Origin of the sequence: Pantoea sp. Fr-CA_6 (genome assembly GCF_024520895.1) — a bacterium.
GTDB lineage: Bacteria > Pseudomonadota > Gammaproteobacteria > Enterobacterales > Enterobacteriaceae > Pantoea > Pantoea agglomerans.
This window is the reverse complement of the sequence record NZ_JALNPO010000002.1, coordinates 87386-102895: the sequence shown is the minus strand read 5'-3', so window position 1 is coordinate 102895 and position 15510 is coordinate 87386. Positions and strand designations below refer to the sequence as shown.

Here is a 15510-nt window from a genome sequence, read left to right as displayed (position 1 = left end):
AAAAACGGGAGGCGCAAGCGCCTCCCGGTCAGTTCAATGCGTGGCGGCTGTTTCGTTCCCCCACGGCCAGATCCACGCCAGGATCATTTTTGGATAGTTACGCTTCCGCGCTTTTTCCGCAGCTTCATCCCGCGCCCGGATCTGCTCATCGCTCAGATGCACAATCTGCCCTTTCGGCTGATAGTCGCTGGCTTTGACCGGCGAGTGCGTCTTGATCCAGTCACGCAACACCTGCGCATCGACTACCCCGCTGTTGAGATAACCCGCATGATTATCCAGACGCGGATAACCGTCGCCGCCAGCCGCATTGAAGCTGTTGGTTGCCATGCGATAATGCTGCGCATCCTGCAGCGGTTTACCGTTAATGCTGACGTCGCTGACATGTTTACCGTCTGCGGTCAGGCTGATGCCGGCAAACTGGGCGTAGCCGCCTGAGTCAGGCTGAATATTAGCGACCACATCCAGATATTTTTTGATCTCCGCCCCGGTCAGGCTGACCGAGACCACCTGATTGCCAAACGGCTGGACCTGCAGCAGGTCACGCCAGCTCAGCTTGCCCGATTTCAGCGAGGTGCGAATACCGCCACCGCTCATCACCGCAAAATCGGCTTTGGTGTGCGCCATCTGAGCGCGCAGAATCAGCTGGCCGAGATTCGTCTGCTCAAAGCGAACCTGCTCTTTTTCACCGCTGAAGCTGCCGTCGGCGCTACCGACATTCACGGTTAACTTCGCCTCAGCCCGTTTCTGGAATGGCATCAGCAGTTTCATCATGGCGGTGTTTTTCGGGATCTCTTCCTGCCAGGTGAGCCAGGTTTCGCTGCCATCCGCGTTCTTTATCTGATGTTTAAGGTTGACCGGCACCAGCTGATAAGCCTCCAGCGTCACCTGCCCATTACGGAAGGTGAAGTCACCACGTCCGACATATTTGCCCCATTTATCCGCCTGCATAATCCAGATCCCGTTCTGCTGATCGGGTTTGCAGGGCTGGCCCGGCTGATAATTTTTAACGCTGACGTTCTCTTTTTCCATGCAGACCGCATCATGCGAATGACCACCAACAATCAGATCGATGGTGCCGGCAGGCAGGCTGCGCGCCAGGGTGACGTCATCAATGCCATTGCTGCCATGCTTACCGTCGTCATAGTGACCAAGGTGGGTCAGCGCGACAATCACGTCCGGCTTCTCTGTGGCGCGCAGTTCGGCCACCGCCTTCTCCGCCTCCGCAATCGGATCGCGGAACTCGGTATCCGTCAGGCCCGCCGGATTGGCCAGTTTCGCCGTATCCGGGGTGATCAGCCCGACCACCGCAATTTTCAGCCCGAGACGATTGAATACCGCCCAGGGCTTAAACAGGCGCTGACCGGTACTTTTCTGATAAACGTTGGCGGCGAGCAGCGGGAATCGCGCCCACTTCTCCTGCTTTCGCAGGACCGCGATGGGCTTGTCGAACTCATGGTTGCCCAGCGCCATGGCATCATAGCCAATCAGGTTCATCGCGCGAAAATCGGGTTCAGCATCCAGCTCATCGGACTCCGGCACGCCCGTGTTCACATCACCGGCAGAGAGAATCAATGCGCCGCCGCCTCTGGACTGCACATCGTAGCGCATCGTATCCATTAAGGTTTTCTGCGCCGCCAGACCATATTCACCCTGCTCAGTAAACCAGAAATGACCATGCTCATCGTTGGTGTGCAGCAGGCTGAAACGATAGGTGCGATCGGCCTGGGCGGCCTGTGAAAACAGCGGCATCAGGGCCACCAGTAGTGCCACGCCCGCCCCTGTCCATTTAGATAACAACACTGTGATTCTCCTTAATTTGCCGTCTGGCCCGATTTTCTGCCGGTTTGCCCCACTGTGTCGCACATTCCCCCGGCGAACTCAAGGCCAACGCACATTCGCCTGTCTCTGTATGCCGCTCTTTTTATCTCCGGACCGCTTTTGCTGAGCATGACAATAGCCGCAAGGCCGCGCCAGCGTCAGACTGGTTTGTTCCGGATAAGCCAGAACGGGTAGCCAGGCCTGATGTTAACCAGTTGTTTACCCCTGCAAAAGTGCCGCTGACGGGCTTTACCCTGTCTGTGCGCGCATTTAACCCTTATTTGTGTCATACCCACGGCATTTAAGGATGCTAATTTTTATTTACCCGGACCGCTTTAAACCGTCAAATCAGCCAATATTATGGATAATGAACAAAAACACCCTTTCGATTGTGCATTTGACTTTTTTTCCTGCTTTTTTAGGGTATTCCCGCAAATTGCTCAGCGAAAGAATAGATTTTGTTTTAAACTCATTTGTTACAAGCGGATACATTTGTATACAAGGAGACAGGCATGCATCACACCACACCGTTGATCACTACCATTGTCGGAGCACTGGTTCTGGCATTTCTCCTTGGGATGCTGGCGAACCGCCTGCGTATTTCGCCCCTGGTTGGCTACCTGATGGCAGGCGTGCTGGCTGGCCCTTTTACCCCCGGCTTTGTTGCCGATACCAATCTGGCTCCTGAACTGGCAGAACTCGGCGTGATTCTGCTGATGTTTGGTGTCGGCCTGCACTTCTCAATGAAAGATCTCATGTCGGTAAAGTCGATAGCCATTCCCGGTGCCATCGCACAGATCGCGGTCGCGACGTTACTGGGAATGGGCTTATCGTGGACAATGGGATGGTCGTGGATGACCGGCCTGGTGTTTGGTCTCTGCCTTTCTACCGCCAGTACCGTGGTGTTACTGCGCGCGCTTGAAGAGCGGCAACTGATCGATAGCCAGCGCGGGCAGATTGCGATTGGCTGGCTGATTGTTGAAGATCTGGTGATGGTGCTGACACTGGTGCTGCTGCCTGCGATTGCCGGCATGATGGAACAGGGCAACGCCAGTGCCGGACTGCTGGCCTGGGACCTGCTGTGGACCATCGGCAAAGTCGCCGCCTTTATGGTGCTGATGATGGTGGTGGGACGGCGTGCCGTCCCCTGGATCCTCGCCCGCAGCGCCGCCACCGGCTCGCGTGAGCTGTTTACTCTGGCGGTATTAGCGCTGGCGCTGGGCATCGCCTTTGGTGCTGTTGAATTCTTTGATGTTTCGTTTGCGCTGGGCGCTTTCTTTGCCGGTATGGTGCTGAACGAGTCGGAACTGAGCCACCGCGCCGCGCGCGATACGCTGCCGCTGCGTGATGCCTTTGCCGTGCTGTTCTTTGTCTCGGTCGGCATGCTGTTTGACCCGTCGATTCTGGTGACGCAGCCGCTGGCAGTGCTGGGCGCGCTGGTGATTATTGTGGTGGGTAAATCGGTCGCCGCCTGGCTGCTGGTATCGCTGCTCGGCCATTCACGTCGTACAGCGTTGACCATTTCGGTTAGTCTGGCGCAGATTGGTGAATTCGCCTTTATTCTGGCCGGTCTGGGTATCTCGCTGGGCCTGCTGACTGACGAGGGCCGCAACCTGGTGCTGGCCGCCGCCATCCTGTCGATTATGCTTAATCCGATCCTGTTTACCCTGCTGGAGCGTTTCCTGGCGAAAACGGAGACGATGGAAGAGCAGACGCTGGAAGAGGCGATTGAAGAAGAGAAGCAGATCCCGGTGGATTTCTGCAATCACGCGGTGATTGTGGGTTACGGCCGGGTGGGCAGTCTGATTGGTCAGAAGCTGCTTGAAGCCAATGTTCCGCTGGTGGTGGTTGAAAACTCCCGCGCTCGTGTCGAAGCGCTGCGCGAGCGCGGCATCAAGGCGGTGCTGGGTAATGCTGCCCGCGCTGACACGATGGAACTGGCCCGACTCGACTGCGCCCGCTGGTTGTTACTGACTATTCCGAATGGCTATGAAGCGGGTGAAGTAGTCACCGCCGCGCGTGAAAAACATCAGAATATCGAGATTATCGCCCGCGCCCACTATGACGATGAAGTCGAGTACATCATGGAACGGGGTGCCACCCGTGTGGTGATGGGTGAACGTGAGATTGCCAGCAGTATGCTGCAAATCCTGCAGGATGAGATGACCCAGGGCGAAGATTTACAGCCCTGCGATGTCGTGCGCTGATTCGTGTTAAGCAAAGCCTGGCAGGCTTCTGATATATCAAAACCAGAGTAAATTTTACCGCAACGAATAAACTCAACACGCAGGGAACACGGACAGAAGAGCAAAGCGTCCCGTCGACCGGGACAAAAACGCCGGGAGCGTTTTTGAACAACGCGAAGCGTTGGCCCGGCTACGGGCGCACCTCAGGGATGAGGTGCGTACTAAAAACGCCGGGAGCGTTTTTGAACAACGCGAAGAATTCGCCCGGCTACGGATGGCTTAGCAATTTTCCGATCTGACCGTGTTCCCTTAACAGGCTCGATCTCATCGCTAACCGAGCCAGACGTTGCCAGTCTTCTAAGGCCCTTCTCTTCAGAAGGGCTTTTTTATGCGCGGCAGCTGCCAGCTTTACCTATCCCAGTAAGACTCTTCCAGACTGTCTTCCCGCTCCGGCAGACCGCGGGTCAGACGCGGCGAATGCTGATTCAGCACCTGGTAGCTGACGCGGTTGGCATATTTACATACCTGCGCCAGCGATGAGTAGGTCAGGTAAGGACGCGCATGTTTGCTGGAGTTTGGCACATTCAGGCTGTGATAGTTGTTGGCGGTGATGTCATGCAGTAACGCCGCCAGCGCACCATCTCCGGCGCCGTTGGTGTTCATGATCTTTTCCGGTCCGCCCATATAAGGCGCGATGTGCGAGAAAATGCGCAGCGGCTGCTGGCAATCCTGCTGGCGCATCACCCGGCTGAACTCATACTGGTTGAATTCAGCAATCGCGCCAGGCAGCAGCGGATGGTTGGTTTTGCGTTTGAACTCTTCTTCGGTGTAACCCGCCATATAGAGCCCAATCGGGCCAGCAGTACACAGCACCAGATCGACCCAGTCCAGCGCCATATTGGCGGCGAGCAGCGGATCGCTTTCGCCGGTCAGCGCCAGCGCTTCCTCTTCATTCATCGCCACGATGCTGACATGCTCGCGCAGGAAATCGCGCCAGAACTGAGGATTGTCGCCAATCACATGTTTGGTGCCCAGCGTCAGCACCACCGGCACGTTGTGGCGTTTGGCATACTCAATCGCCCGTAACGTTGCCTGTGGCATCGGTTCACCTTCGGCACAGCGCACCAGATAGGAGGTCAGTACCAGCGCAGAGGCTCCGGCGATCACCTCTTCCGGTACGTTATCCGGATGCAGCTGGTTCATCTGGCCGGGGCTGATAGCAAAGGTTCGCTCGCCATGTTCGCCAATCAGCGTAAAGCAGCGTCCAATGGCGCCATCCACGCCCTGCAGATAGTTAAGATCGACCCGGCTTGAGGTGTTACAGAGATAGCGATAGGCGTAGCCGCCAATCTGGATGTTATTGCACATGACGCCCAGCAGCACGGAGCGGTCATCGGCCAGCACCGAGAAATTATGCAGCGTGTTACCGATGGTGCCACCAGCAAACTGATGGGTGATCAGCGCTTCCTGCATCAACTCGTTGTACAACGCTTCCGCGACGGCATTATCGATAACCAGCGAGTGCCCGGCACTCAGGCCATAACGTGCGAGAAAAGCGTCATCGACTTTGGCTTCGATATCCACCAGCGTCTGGTCGATACCCACCACCCAGCTGCCTGCATCAACATCGTGTTGGGCGGGCTGTAACAGGGGATCGCGTGCGCTGACAGGAAAGTAGTGTTTGGATTTGCGTTTGCCGGGAAATTTCATCGGGAGGTGCCGTCTGGAAAAACAGGCGGAGAATGATATCACACTCTCCGCCTGCGCTTTAACGGCGTGCGTCGACCAGTTGCACCATCATGTCGATATGCGCCTCATCGGCGTTCAGCGCAGGGATATACTCAAACTTCTCACCCCCGGCATGCATGAAGATTTCGCAGTTTTCACCACTGATCTCTTCCAGCGTCTCCAGGCAGTCTGACGAGAAGCCCGGGCTCATCACCTGAACATGTTTGATCCCTTTAGCGGGCAGGCTTTCCATGGTTTTATCGGTGTAGGGCATCAGCCACGGCTCACGACCAAAACGCGACTGGAAGGTCATCATATACTGATCGTCACGCAGGCCCAGCGCTTTGACCAGGGCCGCCGTGGTATCCGCACAGCGCTGCGGGTAGTCATCGCCTTCGTTAGCAAAACGTTGCGGAATGCCGTGGAAGGATAACACCAGCAGATCGGGCTGACCGTGCCGCTCAAAGGATCGCTCCACCGTCGCTTTCAGCGCGGCGATATAGGCCGGATGTTCGGCGTAGTCGCGGATAAACTGCACATCAGGCAGCGAGCGATAATCTTTGAATACCTCGGTCAGGCCATCCCACACAGCCGCCACGGTGGAGCAGGAGAATTGCGGATAGAGCGGCAGCACAATCAGGCGGGTCACGCCCTGCGCCATTAGCTTATCAACCGCGCTTTTCAGGCTTGGATTACCGTAGCTCATGCCCACCTCGACGGGCATATCGACCCGTGCCGCCAGCGCATCGCGCTGACGCATGCTGTAAACCAGCAGCGGTGAACCGCCTTCCATCCAGACCGATGCGTAGAGCTTAGAGACGCGCGGCGAGCGAAACGGCAGAATAACGGCATTGAGAACCGGCCACCAGAGCCAGCGCGGCGCATCGACCACGCGCGGATCGCTTAAAAACTGTTTCAGATAGCGTTTAACTGCAGGTGTGGTGGGCGCGTCTGGTGTACCTAAATTAACCAATAACACGCCGGCCTTATCTTGCCTCATTTGAGTTCCTTGATAACAACGGGGATGCGTGAAAACGGGGAAATTGTAGCGGAATTAGTGGGAGGTAAAAGCGATTACTGCAAAAGGGGCCAGTAATACCGGCCCCTGTGAACTTAGCCCAGGATCTTAGCCAGCTCGGCACTGACTTCGGTCACCTTACGGGTGCCGTCGATTTTGTGATAGGCAGTGTTGCCCGCTTCCGCTTCTTTGCTGTAGTAAGCAATCAGCGGCGCGGTCATCTGATGATATTCCACCAGGCGCTTACGCACGGTCTCTTCCTGATCGTCTTTACGCATGGTCAGCTCTTCGCCGGTCACATCATCTTTGCCTTCCACTTTCGGTGGATTAAAAGTGACGTGATAAACGCGGCCTGATGGCGTGTGAACGCGACGGCCCACGATACGCTCAACGATCAGTTCATCCGGTACGGCGAACTCCAGCACGTGATCAACGGTGATCCCGGCCTCTTTCATTGCATCTGCCTGAGGAATGGTGCGCGGGAAACCGTCCAGCAGGAAACCGTTTTTGCAGTCTTCCTGGGTGATACGCTCTTTGACCAGCGCAATCACCAGCTCATCGGTCACCAGTTTGCCAGCATCCATGATGGCTTTCGCCTGGTTGCCCAGCTCGCTGCCTGCTTTTACTGCTGCACGCAACATGTCGCCGGTGGAGATTTGCGGAATGCCATACTTCTCCATGATGAATTGGGCCTGAGTCCCCTTACCTGCGCCCGGAGCTCCGAGCAGAATAATACGCATTGCGTAAATCCCCTTGCGAATCGCATTGATCTATCTTAGAAGCGAAAGAACATACCATTATGACCCGCTCATCACAAGGAAGGGCGCGGATCGCGCAGGGCGACCTGAGCTGCTTTTTGGCCCTGCCCCCTACCCGCCTGGCCTGCCGGACGCTTTTTCAGATTTACCGCCTGAGCCGAGCAGGAATTGCAGTCGTCGGCTCAGATGATGGGTCATATTCACGCTTTTTTTGCCGCTGCCGCGCACGTTAGCATTCAGCAGCAGCCGCGCCTGCTGCGGCCATTTCACCACATCTTCCGCATCTGAAAGCGATGTGATCACGGAGGCCGGGACATTAAAGCTGGCAAACGGCAAACCGGGCTGATGGCAGGAGTTCAGCGGCAGCGGGTCTGACAGGGAGAGCGCATCGACGGTGGCGGCATTGTAAGGCCGCCAGTGCGGATCGTCGAAGCGGCGCAGTGCCTCATGCGTGGCGGTCAGGGTCAGCCCCTGTTCGAAAAGCCGCAGTTCGCTGCGCACCAGCGTACTGAAGTCATGGGTCCGCAACGCCACCAGCACCAGATCGCTGCAGATCTCAGCGTGGCGATCCAGTCGGGTGACAAACAGATGGGCTTCGTCGATCAGTTTCTGATGCAGCACGCTGGCAAAACTCTCGCTCGCCTCCGTCACACCCTGGTTCTGGCAATCCCGCAGCGGACGCACGCGGCCATTGGGCAATTCGACATGCGGTACCAGCATGATGCTGCCCGCGATCAGCGGAACTGCTGGCAGGATGTTGAGTTCGGTTACCGGAAAGTGCGAGGCGTAACGGTGCTGATTGCGCGCCTGCTCCTGCCGCAGAAAGAGCTGAGAAAGAAGGACCTGCGCCACATGCAGCGAGGGCGCGAAGAAGAGATCGAACTGCTCCAGCCGGTAAAAACGTGAGAGCGCCAGGCGTAACCGATGGCGCGCCTCTGCTGAAGTTTCAGAGGATAAAGAGCGGTGTGCCATGGTTGTCTCGCTTCGGGGAGTGTGCGGCGTGAACGCTGGTTAAGCGAGGCGGAATACCCTGAAAAATCACAGATATAAGGCTGAGTCAACCCGCCAGAATTTGCCCTACAGAGTAGGTCAATGCGGCTGGACTTTAAAATGATATAAATTGACAATCCCTGTTAGATTTTTGCACAGGGGAAGAGGATGAACGGACTGCCGCCACTGAGAGCGCTGCACTATTTTCACCAGGCAGCCTTACACAGCAGTTTTAGCGTGGCGGCTGAACATCTGCATGTTACGCACAGCGCCATCAGCCATCAGATTCGCCAGCTGGAGAGCTGGATGGGCAAACCACTTTTTGTCCGCAGCCATGGCCGCGTGAAACTGACCTCACACGGTGAACGTCTGCTGCTGAGCTGTCAGCAGGCGTTCAGTGAGTTGCGCAGCAGCTGCGAAAGCATTCGTACCGGGCTGCTTCAGCAGATTCGGGTCTCCTGCGCCCCCAGCTTTTTGTCGCAATGGCTGATTCCCCGTATCGCCAGTTTTTATCAACGCTATCCGGAGATTGAGGTTCACTTCCAGCCGCTGACGCAGATCTCGCAACTGCGCAGCGAACATGTGGATGTGCTGATCCTCAGTCACGGCGAGCCCCCTGAATCTGACATAGACGCCACGCTGGTCAGCGAGGATGAGATTGGGCCGCTCTGCGCACCTCACTTTGCTTCGCAACTGCGGGTCGGCGAGGATCTGGCCGCGATGCCCCTGCTGCATGCGGATACCCGGCTGCACGCCTGGTCAGAGTGGGCGGACAAAGCAGGGGTCAGCGGCCGCTTTAACGGCGGAAAGCATTTTGAGAGTCTGACACTGGGGATTCAGGCTGCACGAAGTGGTCTTGGCGTCCTGATGGCACCGCGTTTGCTGGTACGCAAAGAGCTGGAGGATGGCACGCTGCTTGCGCCGCTTGGCTTTGTACGCGTCGAGCGGGCCACATGGATGATGACAAAACAGAGCCGTCGGCACGATACGGAGATCAGCCTGTTTCGCGACTGGCTGCAGGATGCCGCAAAACCATAAAAAAAGCCGGTGAGGGTCACCGGCTTGATGCTGTGGCTTTATCAGCCGTCTGAGGCCGGTGAAAACCACCGGCCTGTTACCATTATGCGGTCAGCAACTGGTTCATGCGGCGGATAAACTGGTTAGGATCGTCCAGCGTGCCGCGCTCGGCCAGCAAGGCCTGATCCAGCAGCAGCTCAATCCACTCACCGAAGCGTGCTTCATCCTGCGTATCCGCAACACGTTTCACCAGCGGATGATCCGGGTTGATTTCGAACAGGTACTTCACTTCCGGCACTTCCTGTCCGGCCGCGGCAAACAGCTTCGCCATCTGCGTGGTCATCTCGTTGGCGTCGGTGGTGACAATCGCCGGAGTATCGGTCAGGCGATGCGTCAGACGCACCTCTTTCACGCGTTCGCCCAGCAGAGTTTTCACCCGCTCAACAAAAGGCTCCAGCGCTTTTTCCGCCTCTTTCTGCTCTTCGGTCTCTTCATCCGCCAGCTTGCTCAGCGACTCATCCGCTTTGCTGACTGACTGGAAGGTTTTACCATCGAACTCAGTGAGATAGCTCATCATCCATTCGTCGATGCGATCGGAGAGCAGCAGCACCTCAATGCCTTTTTTGCGGAACAGTTCCAGATGCGGGCTGCTCTTCGCGGCGGCATAGCTGTCAGCGGTGATGTAGTAAATCTTCTCCTGACCTTCCACCATGCGGCTGACGTAATCTTCCAGCGAAATGGTCTGTGCCGAACCTTCGCTCTGGGTGGTGGCGAAACGCAGTAGCTTAGCGATCGTCTCCTGGTTAGCGTGATCTTCCGCCGGGCCCTCTTTCAGCACCAGACCGAACTCATTCCAGAAGGTCTGATATTTCTCGTTGTCATCTTTCGCCAGTTTTTCCAGCATCTGCAGGGTACGCTTCGTCAGCGCAGCGCGCAGACTCTGGGTCACGCGGCTATCCTGCAGGATCTCACGGGAGACGTTCAGCGGCAGATCGTTGGAGTCAATCAGGCCACGCACAAAGCGCAGATAGTTCGGCATAAACTGCTCAGCGTCATCCATGATAAAGACGCGCTGTACGTAGAGTTTCAGGCCATGTTTCTGATCGCGGTTCCACATATCGAATGGCGCACGCGCCGGAATGTAGAGCAGGCTGGTATATTCCTGCTTACCTTCCACCCGATTGTGGCTCCAGGCGACCGGATCGCTGTAATCGTGGGCGATATGCTTGTAGAACTCGTTGTACTCTTCGTCGCTGATCTCAGATTTGTTGCGGGTCCACAGCGCCTGGGCTTTGTTAATCTTCTCCCAGTGTGTCCCTTCGCCTTCTTCATCTTTGCTTTCGATCTCAACCGGCAGTGCGATGTGATCGGAATATTTGCTGATGATGTTGCGCACGCGCCATGCATCCAGGAACTCATCCTCACCTTCGCGCAGATGCAGGGTGATCTCGGTACCGCGATCGGCTTTCTCAATTTCAGCCAGGGTATATTCGCCCTCGCCTGCGGATTCCCAGAACACGCCTTCTTCGGCTGACGCGCCCGCGGCACGGGTACGCACCGTGACTTTATCAGCCACGATGAATGCAGAATAGAAACCGACACCGAACTGACCGATCAGCTGGCTATCTTTCGCCTGATCGGAGCCCAGGGATTCAAGGAAAGATTTGGTGCCTGACTTGGCGATAGTCCCGAGGTTCTCAATGACCTCATCGCGACGCATACCGATACCGTTGTCGCTGAGCGTAATGGTACGGTTGTCCTTATCAACAGAGAGACGAACGTGCAGCTCGCCATCACCTTCATACAGGCTGGAATCTGACAGGGCACGGAAGCGCAGTTTGTCTGCCGCATCCGAGGCGTTGGAGATCAGCTCACGCAGGAAAATTTCTTTGTTTGAATAGAGAGAATGGATCATCAGGTGCAGAAGTTGTTTTACTTCCGACTGAAAGCCACGGGTCTCTTGTCCTTTCATGGTCATTGCTACCTCAACAAAACAGGTTGAACAAACGTTGAGGTTGATGTGGGGGTGACAGGGAGATTTTCAAGCCGGTGTCTGTCACAACACCGGCAAGTGATTAAAATTTAAACTTCTGGCGGCCCGCCAGTGAATGGGACAGCGTGGTGCCATCAACCATCTCCAGCTCACCGCCCACCGGCACGCCGTGCGCGATACGGCTGGCGTCGACGCCATACTGACCACAGAGTTCCGCGATATAGTTCGCGGTCGCCTCGCCTTCCACCGTCGGGTTGGTGGCGAGGATCACTTCCTGCAGGGTTTCACTCTCCAGTCGCTGCTCCAGACGATCCAGGCCAATATCAGCCGGACCGATGCCGTCGAGCGGCGAGAGATGTCCCATCAGCACAAAGTAGCGACCGCCAAACTGGCCGGTTTGCTCAATGGCGTGAATATCCGCCGGGCTTTCCACCACGCAGATTTGACCATTCTGCTGACGCCGTGGATTGGCGCAGATGGTGCAAATTTCCTGCTCGGTAAATGTCCGGCAATCGGCGCAGTGTCCGATCTCCGACATCGCCCGGGTCAGCGCCTGCGCCAGCCGCATGCCACCGCTGCGATCGCGCTGCAGCAGCTGAAACGCCATGCGCTGCGCCGACTTCGGCCCAACGCCAGGCAGACAGCGCAGCGACTCCATCAAAGATTCAAGCAGTGGACTGGTTTGCATCAGAACGGCATCTTAAAGCCTGGTGGCAGCTGCATGCCTGAAGAGACAGAAGCCATCTTCTCTTTCTGGGTTTCATCAATGCGACGTGCCGCATCGTTGAACGCGGCTGCAATCAGATCTTCCAGCATATCTTTGTCATCTTCCAGCAGGCTGGGATCGACTTCCACGCGACGGCAGTTGTGCGCGCCGTTAATGGTGACTTTTACCAGGCCAGCACCAGACTCACCGGTCACTTCAATCGCGGCAATCTCTTCCTGAACCTTGGCCATTTTGTCCTGCATCTGCTGGGCCTGTTTCATCAGGTTGCCCAATCCGCCTTTACCACCAAACATAGTTTTCTCTCTCAGCTGAGGCTACAACGCTATCGTTAAGATAGCAGCAGCGTGTTCAAACAGGTCGGATACTCTCCTCATCCAGATCGGCATCAAAAAAGCGCTGCAGCGTCTGAATGTGGGTATCACAGGTGATCGACTGACGCGCCTGCGCCAGTTTCTCTTCGTAAATGGCCTGACGCCATTCAAGTGGCGTCAACACCGATGAATTATCGTCTTCAACTACCGAGAGTTCAACTCTCTGCCCGGCATGCTGACTCAGCGCATCGCTTAATACCTGCTGCGCCGACGGTGAATTAAGGTGACGCTGGCTGCTACGCAAATGCAGGCAGACCCCAGTTTCGGTGGTCTCTTTCCAGGCATTTAACGCCAGCTGCTGCACCAGTTTCGGCAGCGGCAGGATCGCAATCTCTGCGGCCCAGGGATCGCGCTGCTGCGCTTCTTCGGCCAGACGCGCCGCCAGCTCAGGGGTTTTCTCATGCTCCAGCGCAGAACGCAAGGCCTTTGGTGTCGCCACCGGCTCCGCCACTTCCACCGGCTGATTAACCGCTTTCCAGCGGTACGCTTCCTCTTTTACCGGGGCGGCAGGCTCGCGATCGCGGATACGCTGCTGACTGCGCTCGGTGACCGAGGCCAGCCGCTCCAGCGCGGAGTTGGCCGGCCGCGCACCTGGCGCTGCCGGCTCACGCTTTTTTGGCTTGTTCGCTCCCTGACGCAACAACTGAGTGCGCGCCTGCAGGAGCTGACTGGTGGAACTGGAAAGTGCGGTATCAGGTGTGGCATCTGGCGACAGCGAATGCTGCGGTGCAGCATCGGGCGCGGCCATCTGCGGCTGAGCGGCAACCTGCTGCTGCGTCTGCTCCGGCATCTGCTGTTGAGTCTGCTGCGCGACGGGCGACGCGGTGTGCGACGGCGGCGTAGCGGCAGGTGACGGTGAGGCTGGCTGTGCTGCCGGTTGCCGTGCTAACGACGATGGGCCGGATGCTGCCGGTGATGTCTGCGCAGGGGCGACAGGCGCCGTCTGCTGAGTTAATGCGGGACGCGCAATGGGTTCAGCCACGGCAGCTTTAGGATGAAACGCCAGTGCACGCAGCAGCGTCATCTCCACACCCATGCGACGATCGGGCGCAATAGGCAGATCCTTGCGGCCCATCAACAGGGTCTGATAATAGAGTTGCAGATCGGCGGGCGGCACCACCCGCGCCAGTTCACGCAAGCGAAGTGCGTTACTCTCATCATCGTCATTAAGCGAGGTCGGCAGCAATTGCACCATCGCAATCTGGTGCAGCAGGCGCAGCATTTCTACCAGCAGCGCTTCCCATTCCACACCCCGTGACGCGGCCTGGCTCAACAGGCTCATCACCTGCTGACCGTCACCGTCGACCAGCGCTTCCAGCAGCCCCAGCGGCTGTTCATCGTCCAGCGTGCCGAGCATGACGCTGACCGTACTGCTGGTCACCGCGCCCTGCCCCATGGCAATGGCCTGGTCGGTAAGGCTCAGCGCATCACGCATACTGCCATCGGCAGCCCGCGCCAGCAGCTGTAGCGCCCGGGTTTCACTCTCAATCTGTTCCTGCTTCAGAACATGCTCAAGCTGCTGACGGATTTGATCGACATCCAGCGCTTTGAGGTGGAACTGCAGGCAGCGCGAGAGAATGGTCACCGGCAGTTTCTGCGGATCGGTGGTCGCCAGCAGGAATTTAACGTGTGAAGGGGGCTCTTCCAGCGTCTTTAACAGCGCATTGAAGCTGTGACGCGACAGCATATGCACTTCATCGATGAGATAGACTTTGAAGCGGCCACGCGCCGGGGCGTACTGCACGTTGTCGAGCAGATCGCGGGTATCTTCAACTTTGGTACGCGATGCGGCGTCAATCTCAATCAGATCGACAAAGCGGCCCTGCTCAATTTCACGGCAGTTATCACACTGACCACAGGGGGTGGCAGTGATACCGGTTTCGCAGTTAAGGCCTTTGGCCAGCAGACGCGCAATAGTGGTTTTCCCTACTCCGCGGGTGCCGGAGAAGAGATAAGCATGATGGATGCGTCCCAGAGACAATCCATTCGCCAGCGCCGTCAGAACATGTTCCTGACCGACAACATCAGCAAAAGCCTGGGGACGCCATTTTCGCGCAAGTACCTGATAGCTCATGTGGAGTTCGACGAAGTTGGATGGAAAGATGAGCGCAGACGCTCTGCAACCCCTGTATAAGATTGCAGTAGTCTATCAGCTACGCTTTTGGCTGGCACTCGTTATCTTGACGCCGAAGGCGTGACGGCCTCGCCGGATGGCAAGGCCGAAAGAGTGGCTTAGTGGCCGGGGAATTTAACCAGGCTGTAGCTCTCAACGCCCATGGCATTAAGACGCGTTTCTCCGGTCAGATCGAACAGATTAATAATGAAAGCCGCGTCTTTAACTTCACCGCCTGCACGACGAATCAGTTTAACGGTCGCTTCAATCGTCCCGCCGGTCGCCAGCAGGTCGTCAACCACCAGCACCAGATCGCCTGGCTGGATGGCATCTTTGTGCAATTCCAGCTTATCGGTGCCGTACTCCAGCTCATAGGATTCGCTGTAGACTTCACGGGGCAGTTTGCCGGGCTTACGCACCGGAACAAAACCGACGCCGAGGCCTAACGCCACCGGTGCACCAAACAGGAAACCGCGCGCTTCCGTCCCCACCACCTTAGTGATGCCTTTATTACGGTAACGCTCAACCAGCAGCGCAATCGACGCGGCATAGGCTTTGGGATCTTCCAGCAGGCTGGTGACATCGCGGAACAGGATGCCTGGCTTAGGATAATCGGGAATGCTTTTAATGCTGTTTTTAATGAATTCAAGCTGCTGCGCAGTGTCGGTCATAATGATACGCCTGGTAAAAAATTCTGTTTCGCGCAGCTTCAAAAGCGCTAATACCTGATAACAGGCTCAGCGGAAGTCAATTCACAAAGGGAAGCCACGCACGAAGACGCCCAAATCTAA

The 15510-nt window shown here is 56.8% G+C and carries 12 protein-coding genes and 1 other annotated feature; of the genes, 2 read left to right on the top strand and 10 right to left on the bottom strand.

Going from position 1 to position 15510, the window contains the following annotated elements; genetic code table 11:
• Window positions 1-33: 33 nt before the first annotated feature.
• Window positions 34-1749 (bottom strand): bifunctional UDP-sugar hydrolase/5'-nucleotidase UshA, encoded by a 1716-nt coding sequence (gene ushA, locus NR201_RS03550; protein WP_220477213.1) that lies wholly within the window; start codon window positions 1747-1749, stop codon window positions 34-36.
• 581 nt (window positions 1750-2330) lie between these two features.
• On the opposite strand from ushA, the gene ybaL reads away from it, so the two are divergent.
• The gene (ybaL, locus tag NR201_RS03545) at window positions 2331-4025 is read left to right on the top strand and encodes a YbaL family putative K(+) efflux transporter (RefSeq protein ID WP_010671227.1); all 1695 of its coding nucleotides are present in this window, start codon (window positions 2331-2333) and stop codon (window positions 4023-4025) included.
• Between the two features lie 387 nt (window positions 4026-4412).
• Here ybaL and NR201_RS03540 read toward each other — a convergent pair whose 3' ends face one another.
• The 4 genes from NR201_RS03540 to NR201_RS03525 form a co-directional block, all read right to left on the bottom strand.
• The gene (locus tag NR201_RS03540) at window positions 4413-5714 is read right to left on the bottom strand and encodes an inosine/guanosine kinase (protein WP_010255936.1); all 1302 of its coding nucleotides are present in this window, start codon (window positions 5712-5714) and stop codon (window positions 4413-4415) included.
• A gap of 58 nt (window positions 5715-5772) precedes the next feature.
• The gene (gene hemH, locus NR201_RS03535) at window positions 5773-6732 is read right to left on the bottom strand and encodes a ferrochelatase (RefSeq protein ID WP_033779642.1); all 960 of its coding nucleotides are present in this window, start codon (window positions 6730-6732) and stop codon (window positions 5773-5775) included.
• Between the two features lie 113 nt (window positions 6733-6845).
• A complete protein-coding gene (gene adk, locus NR201_RS03530) occupies window positions 6846-7490 on the bottom strand; it encodes an adenylate kinase (protein ID WP_010671225.1) in 645 nt (214 codons plus the stop codon).
• Window positions 7491-7619: 129 nt separating this feature from the next.
• On the bottom strand, window positions 7620-8480 hold the full coding sequence (locus NR201_RS03525) for a DUF6024 family protein (RefSeq protein ID WP_010255933.1): 861 nt from the start codon (window positions 8478-8480) through the stop codon (window positions 7620-7622).
• Between the two features lie 186 nt (window positions 8481-8666).
• On the opposite strand from NR201_RS03525, the gene NR201_RS03520 reads away from it, so the two are divergent.
• Window positions 8667-9536, top strand: a complete 870-nt coding sequence (locus NR201_RS03520; protein WP_022626103.1) for a LysR substrate-binding domain-containing protein — start codon at window positions 8667-8669, stop codon at window positions 9534-9536.
• A gap of 82 nt (window positions 9537-9618) precedes the next feature.
• On the opposite strand, the gene htpG is transcribed toward NR201_RS03520, so the two are convergent.
• From htpG to apt, 5 genes are all read right to left on the bottom strand, one after another.
• On the bottom strand, window positions 9619-11493 hold the full coding sequence (gene htpG, locus NR201_RS03515) for a molecular chaperone HtpG (protein WP_029519428.1): 1875 nt from the start codon (window positions 11491-11493) through the stop codon (window positions 9619-9621).
• A 97-nt stretch (window positions 11494-11590) separates the two neighbouring features.
• Entirely contained in the window at window positions 11591-12196 is a 606-nt protein-coding gene (gene recR / locus NR201_RS03510) for a recombination mediator RecR (RefSeq protein ID WP_003850420.1), read from the bottom strand.
• Window positions 12196-12528 carry a YbaB/EbfC family nucleoid-associated protein gene (locus NR201_RS03505; RefSeq protein WP_003850423.1) on the bottom strand — a complete coding sequence of 111 codons (333 nt, stop codon included), beginning with the start codon at window positions 12526-12528 and terminating at the stop codon, window positions 12196-12198. The genes recR and NR201_RS03505 overlap by 1 nt, the downstream gene beginning before the upstream one ends.
• A gap of 55 nt (window positions 12529-12583) precedes the next feature.
• The gene (gene dnaX, locus NR201_RS03500; protein WP_256849380.1) at window positions 12584-14680 is read right to left on the bottom strand and encodes a DNA polymerase III subunit gamma/tau; all 2097 of its coding nucleotides are present in this window, start codon (window positions 14678-14680) and stop codon (window positions 12584-12586) included.
• Window positions 13181-13242 (bottom strand) — a sequence feature (DnaX frameshifting element). Its footprint overlaps the gene before it by 62 nt.
• A gap of 158 nt (window positions 14681-14838) precedes the next feature.
• Window positions 14839-15390 (bottom strand): adenine phosphoribosyltransferase, encoded by a 552-nt coding sequence (gene apt, locus NR201_RS03495; protein ID WP_010671221.1) that lies wholly within the window; start codon window positions 15388-15390, stop codon window positions 14839-14841.
• Between the last annotated feature and the right edge of the window lie 120 nt (window positions 15391-15510).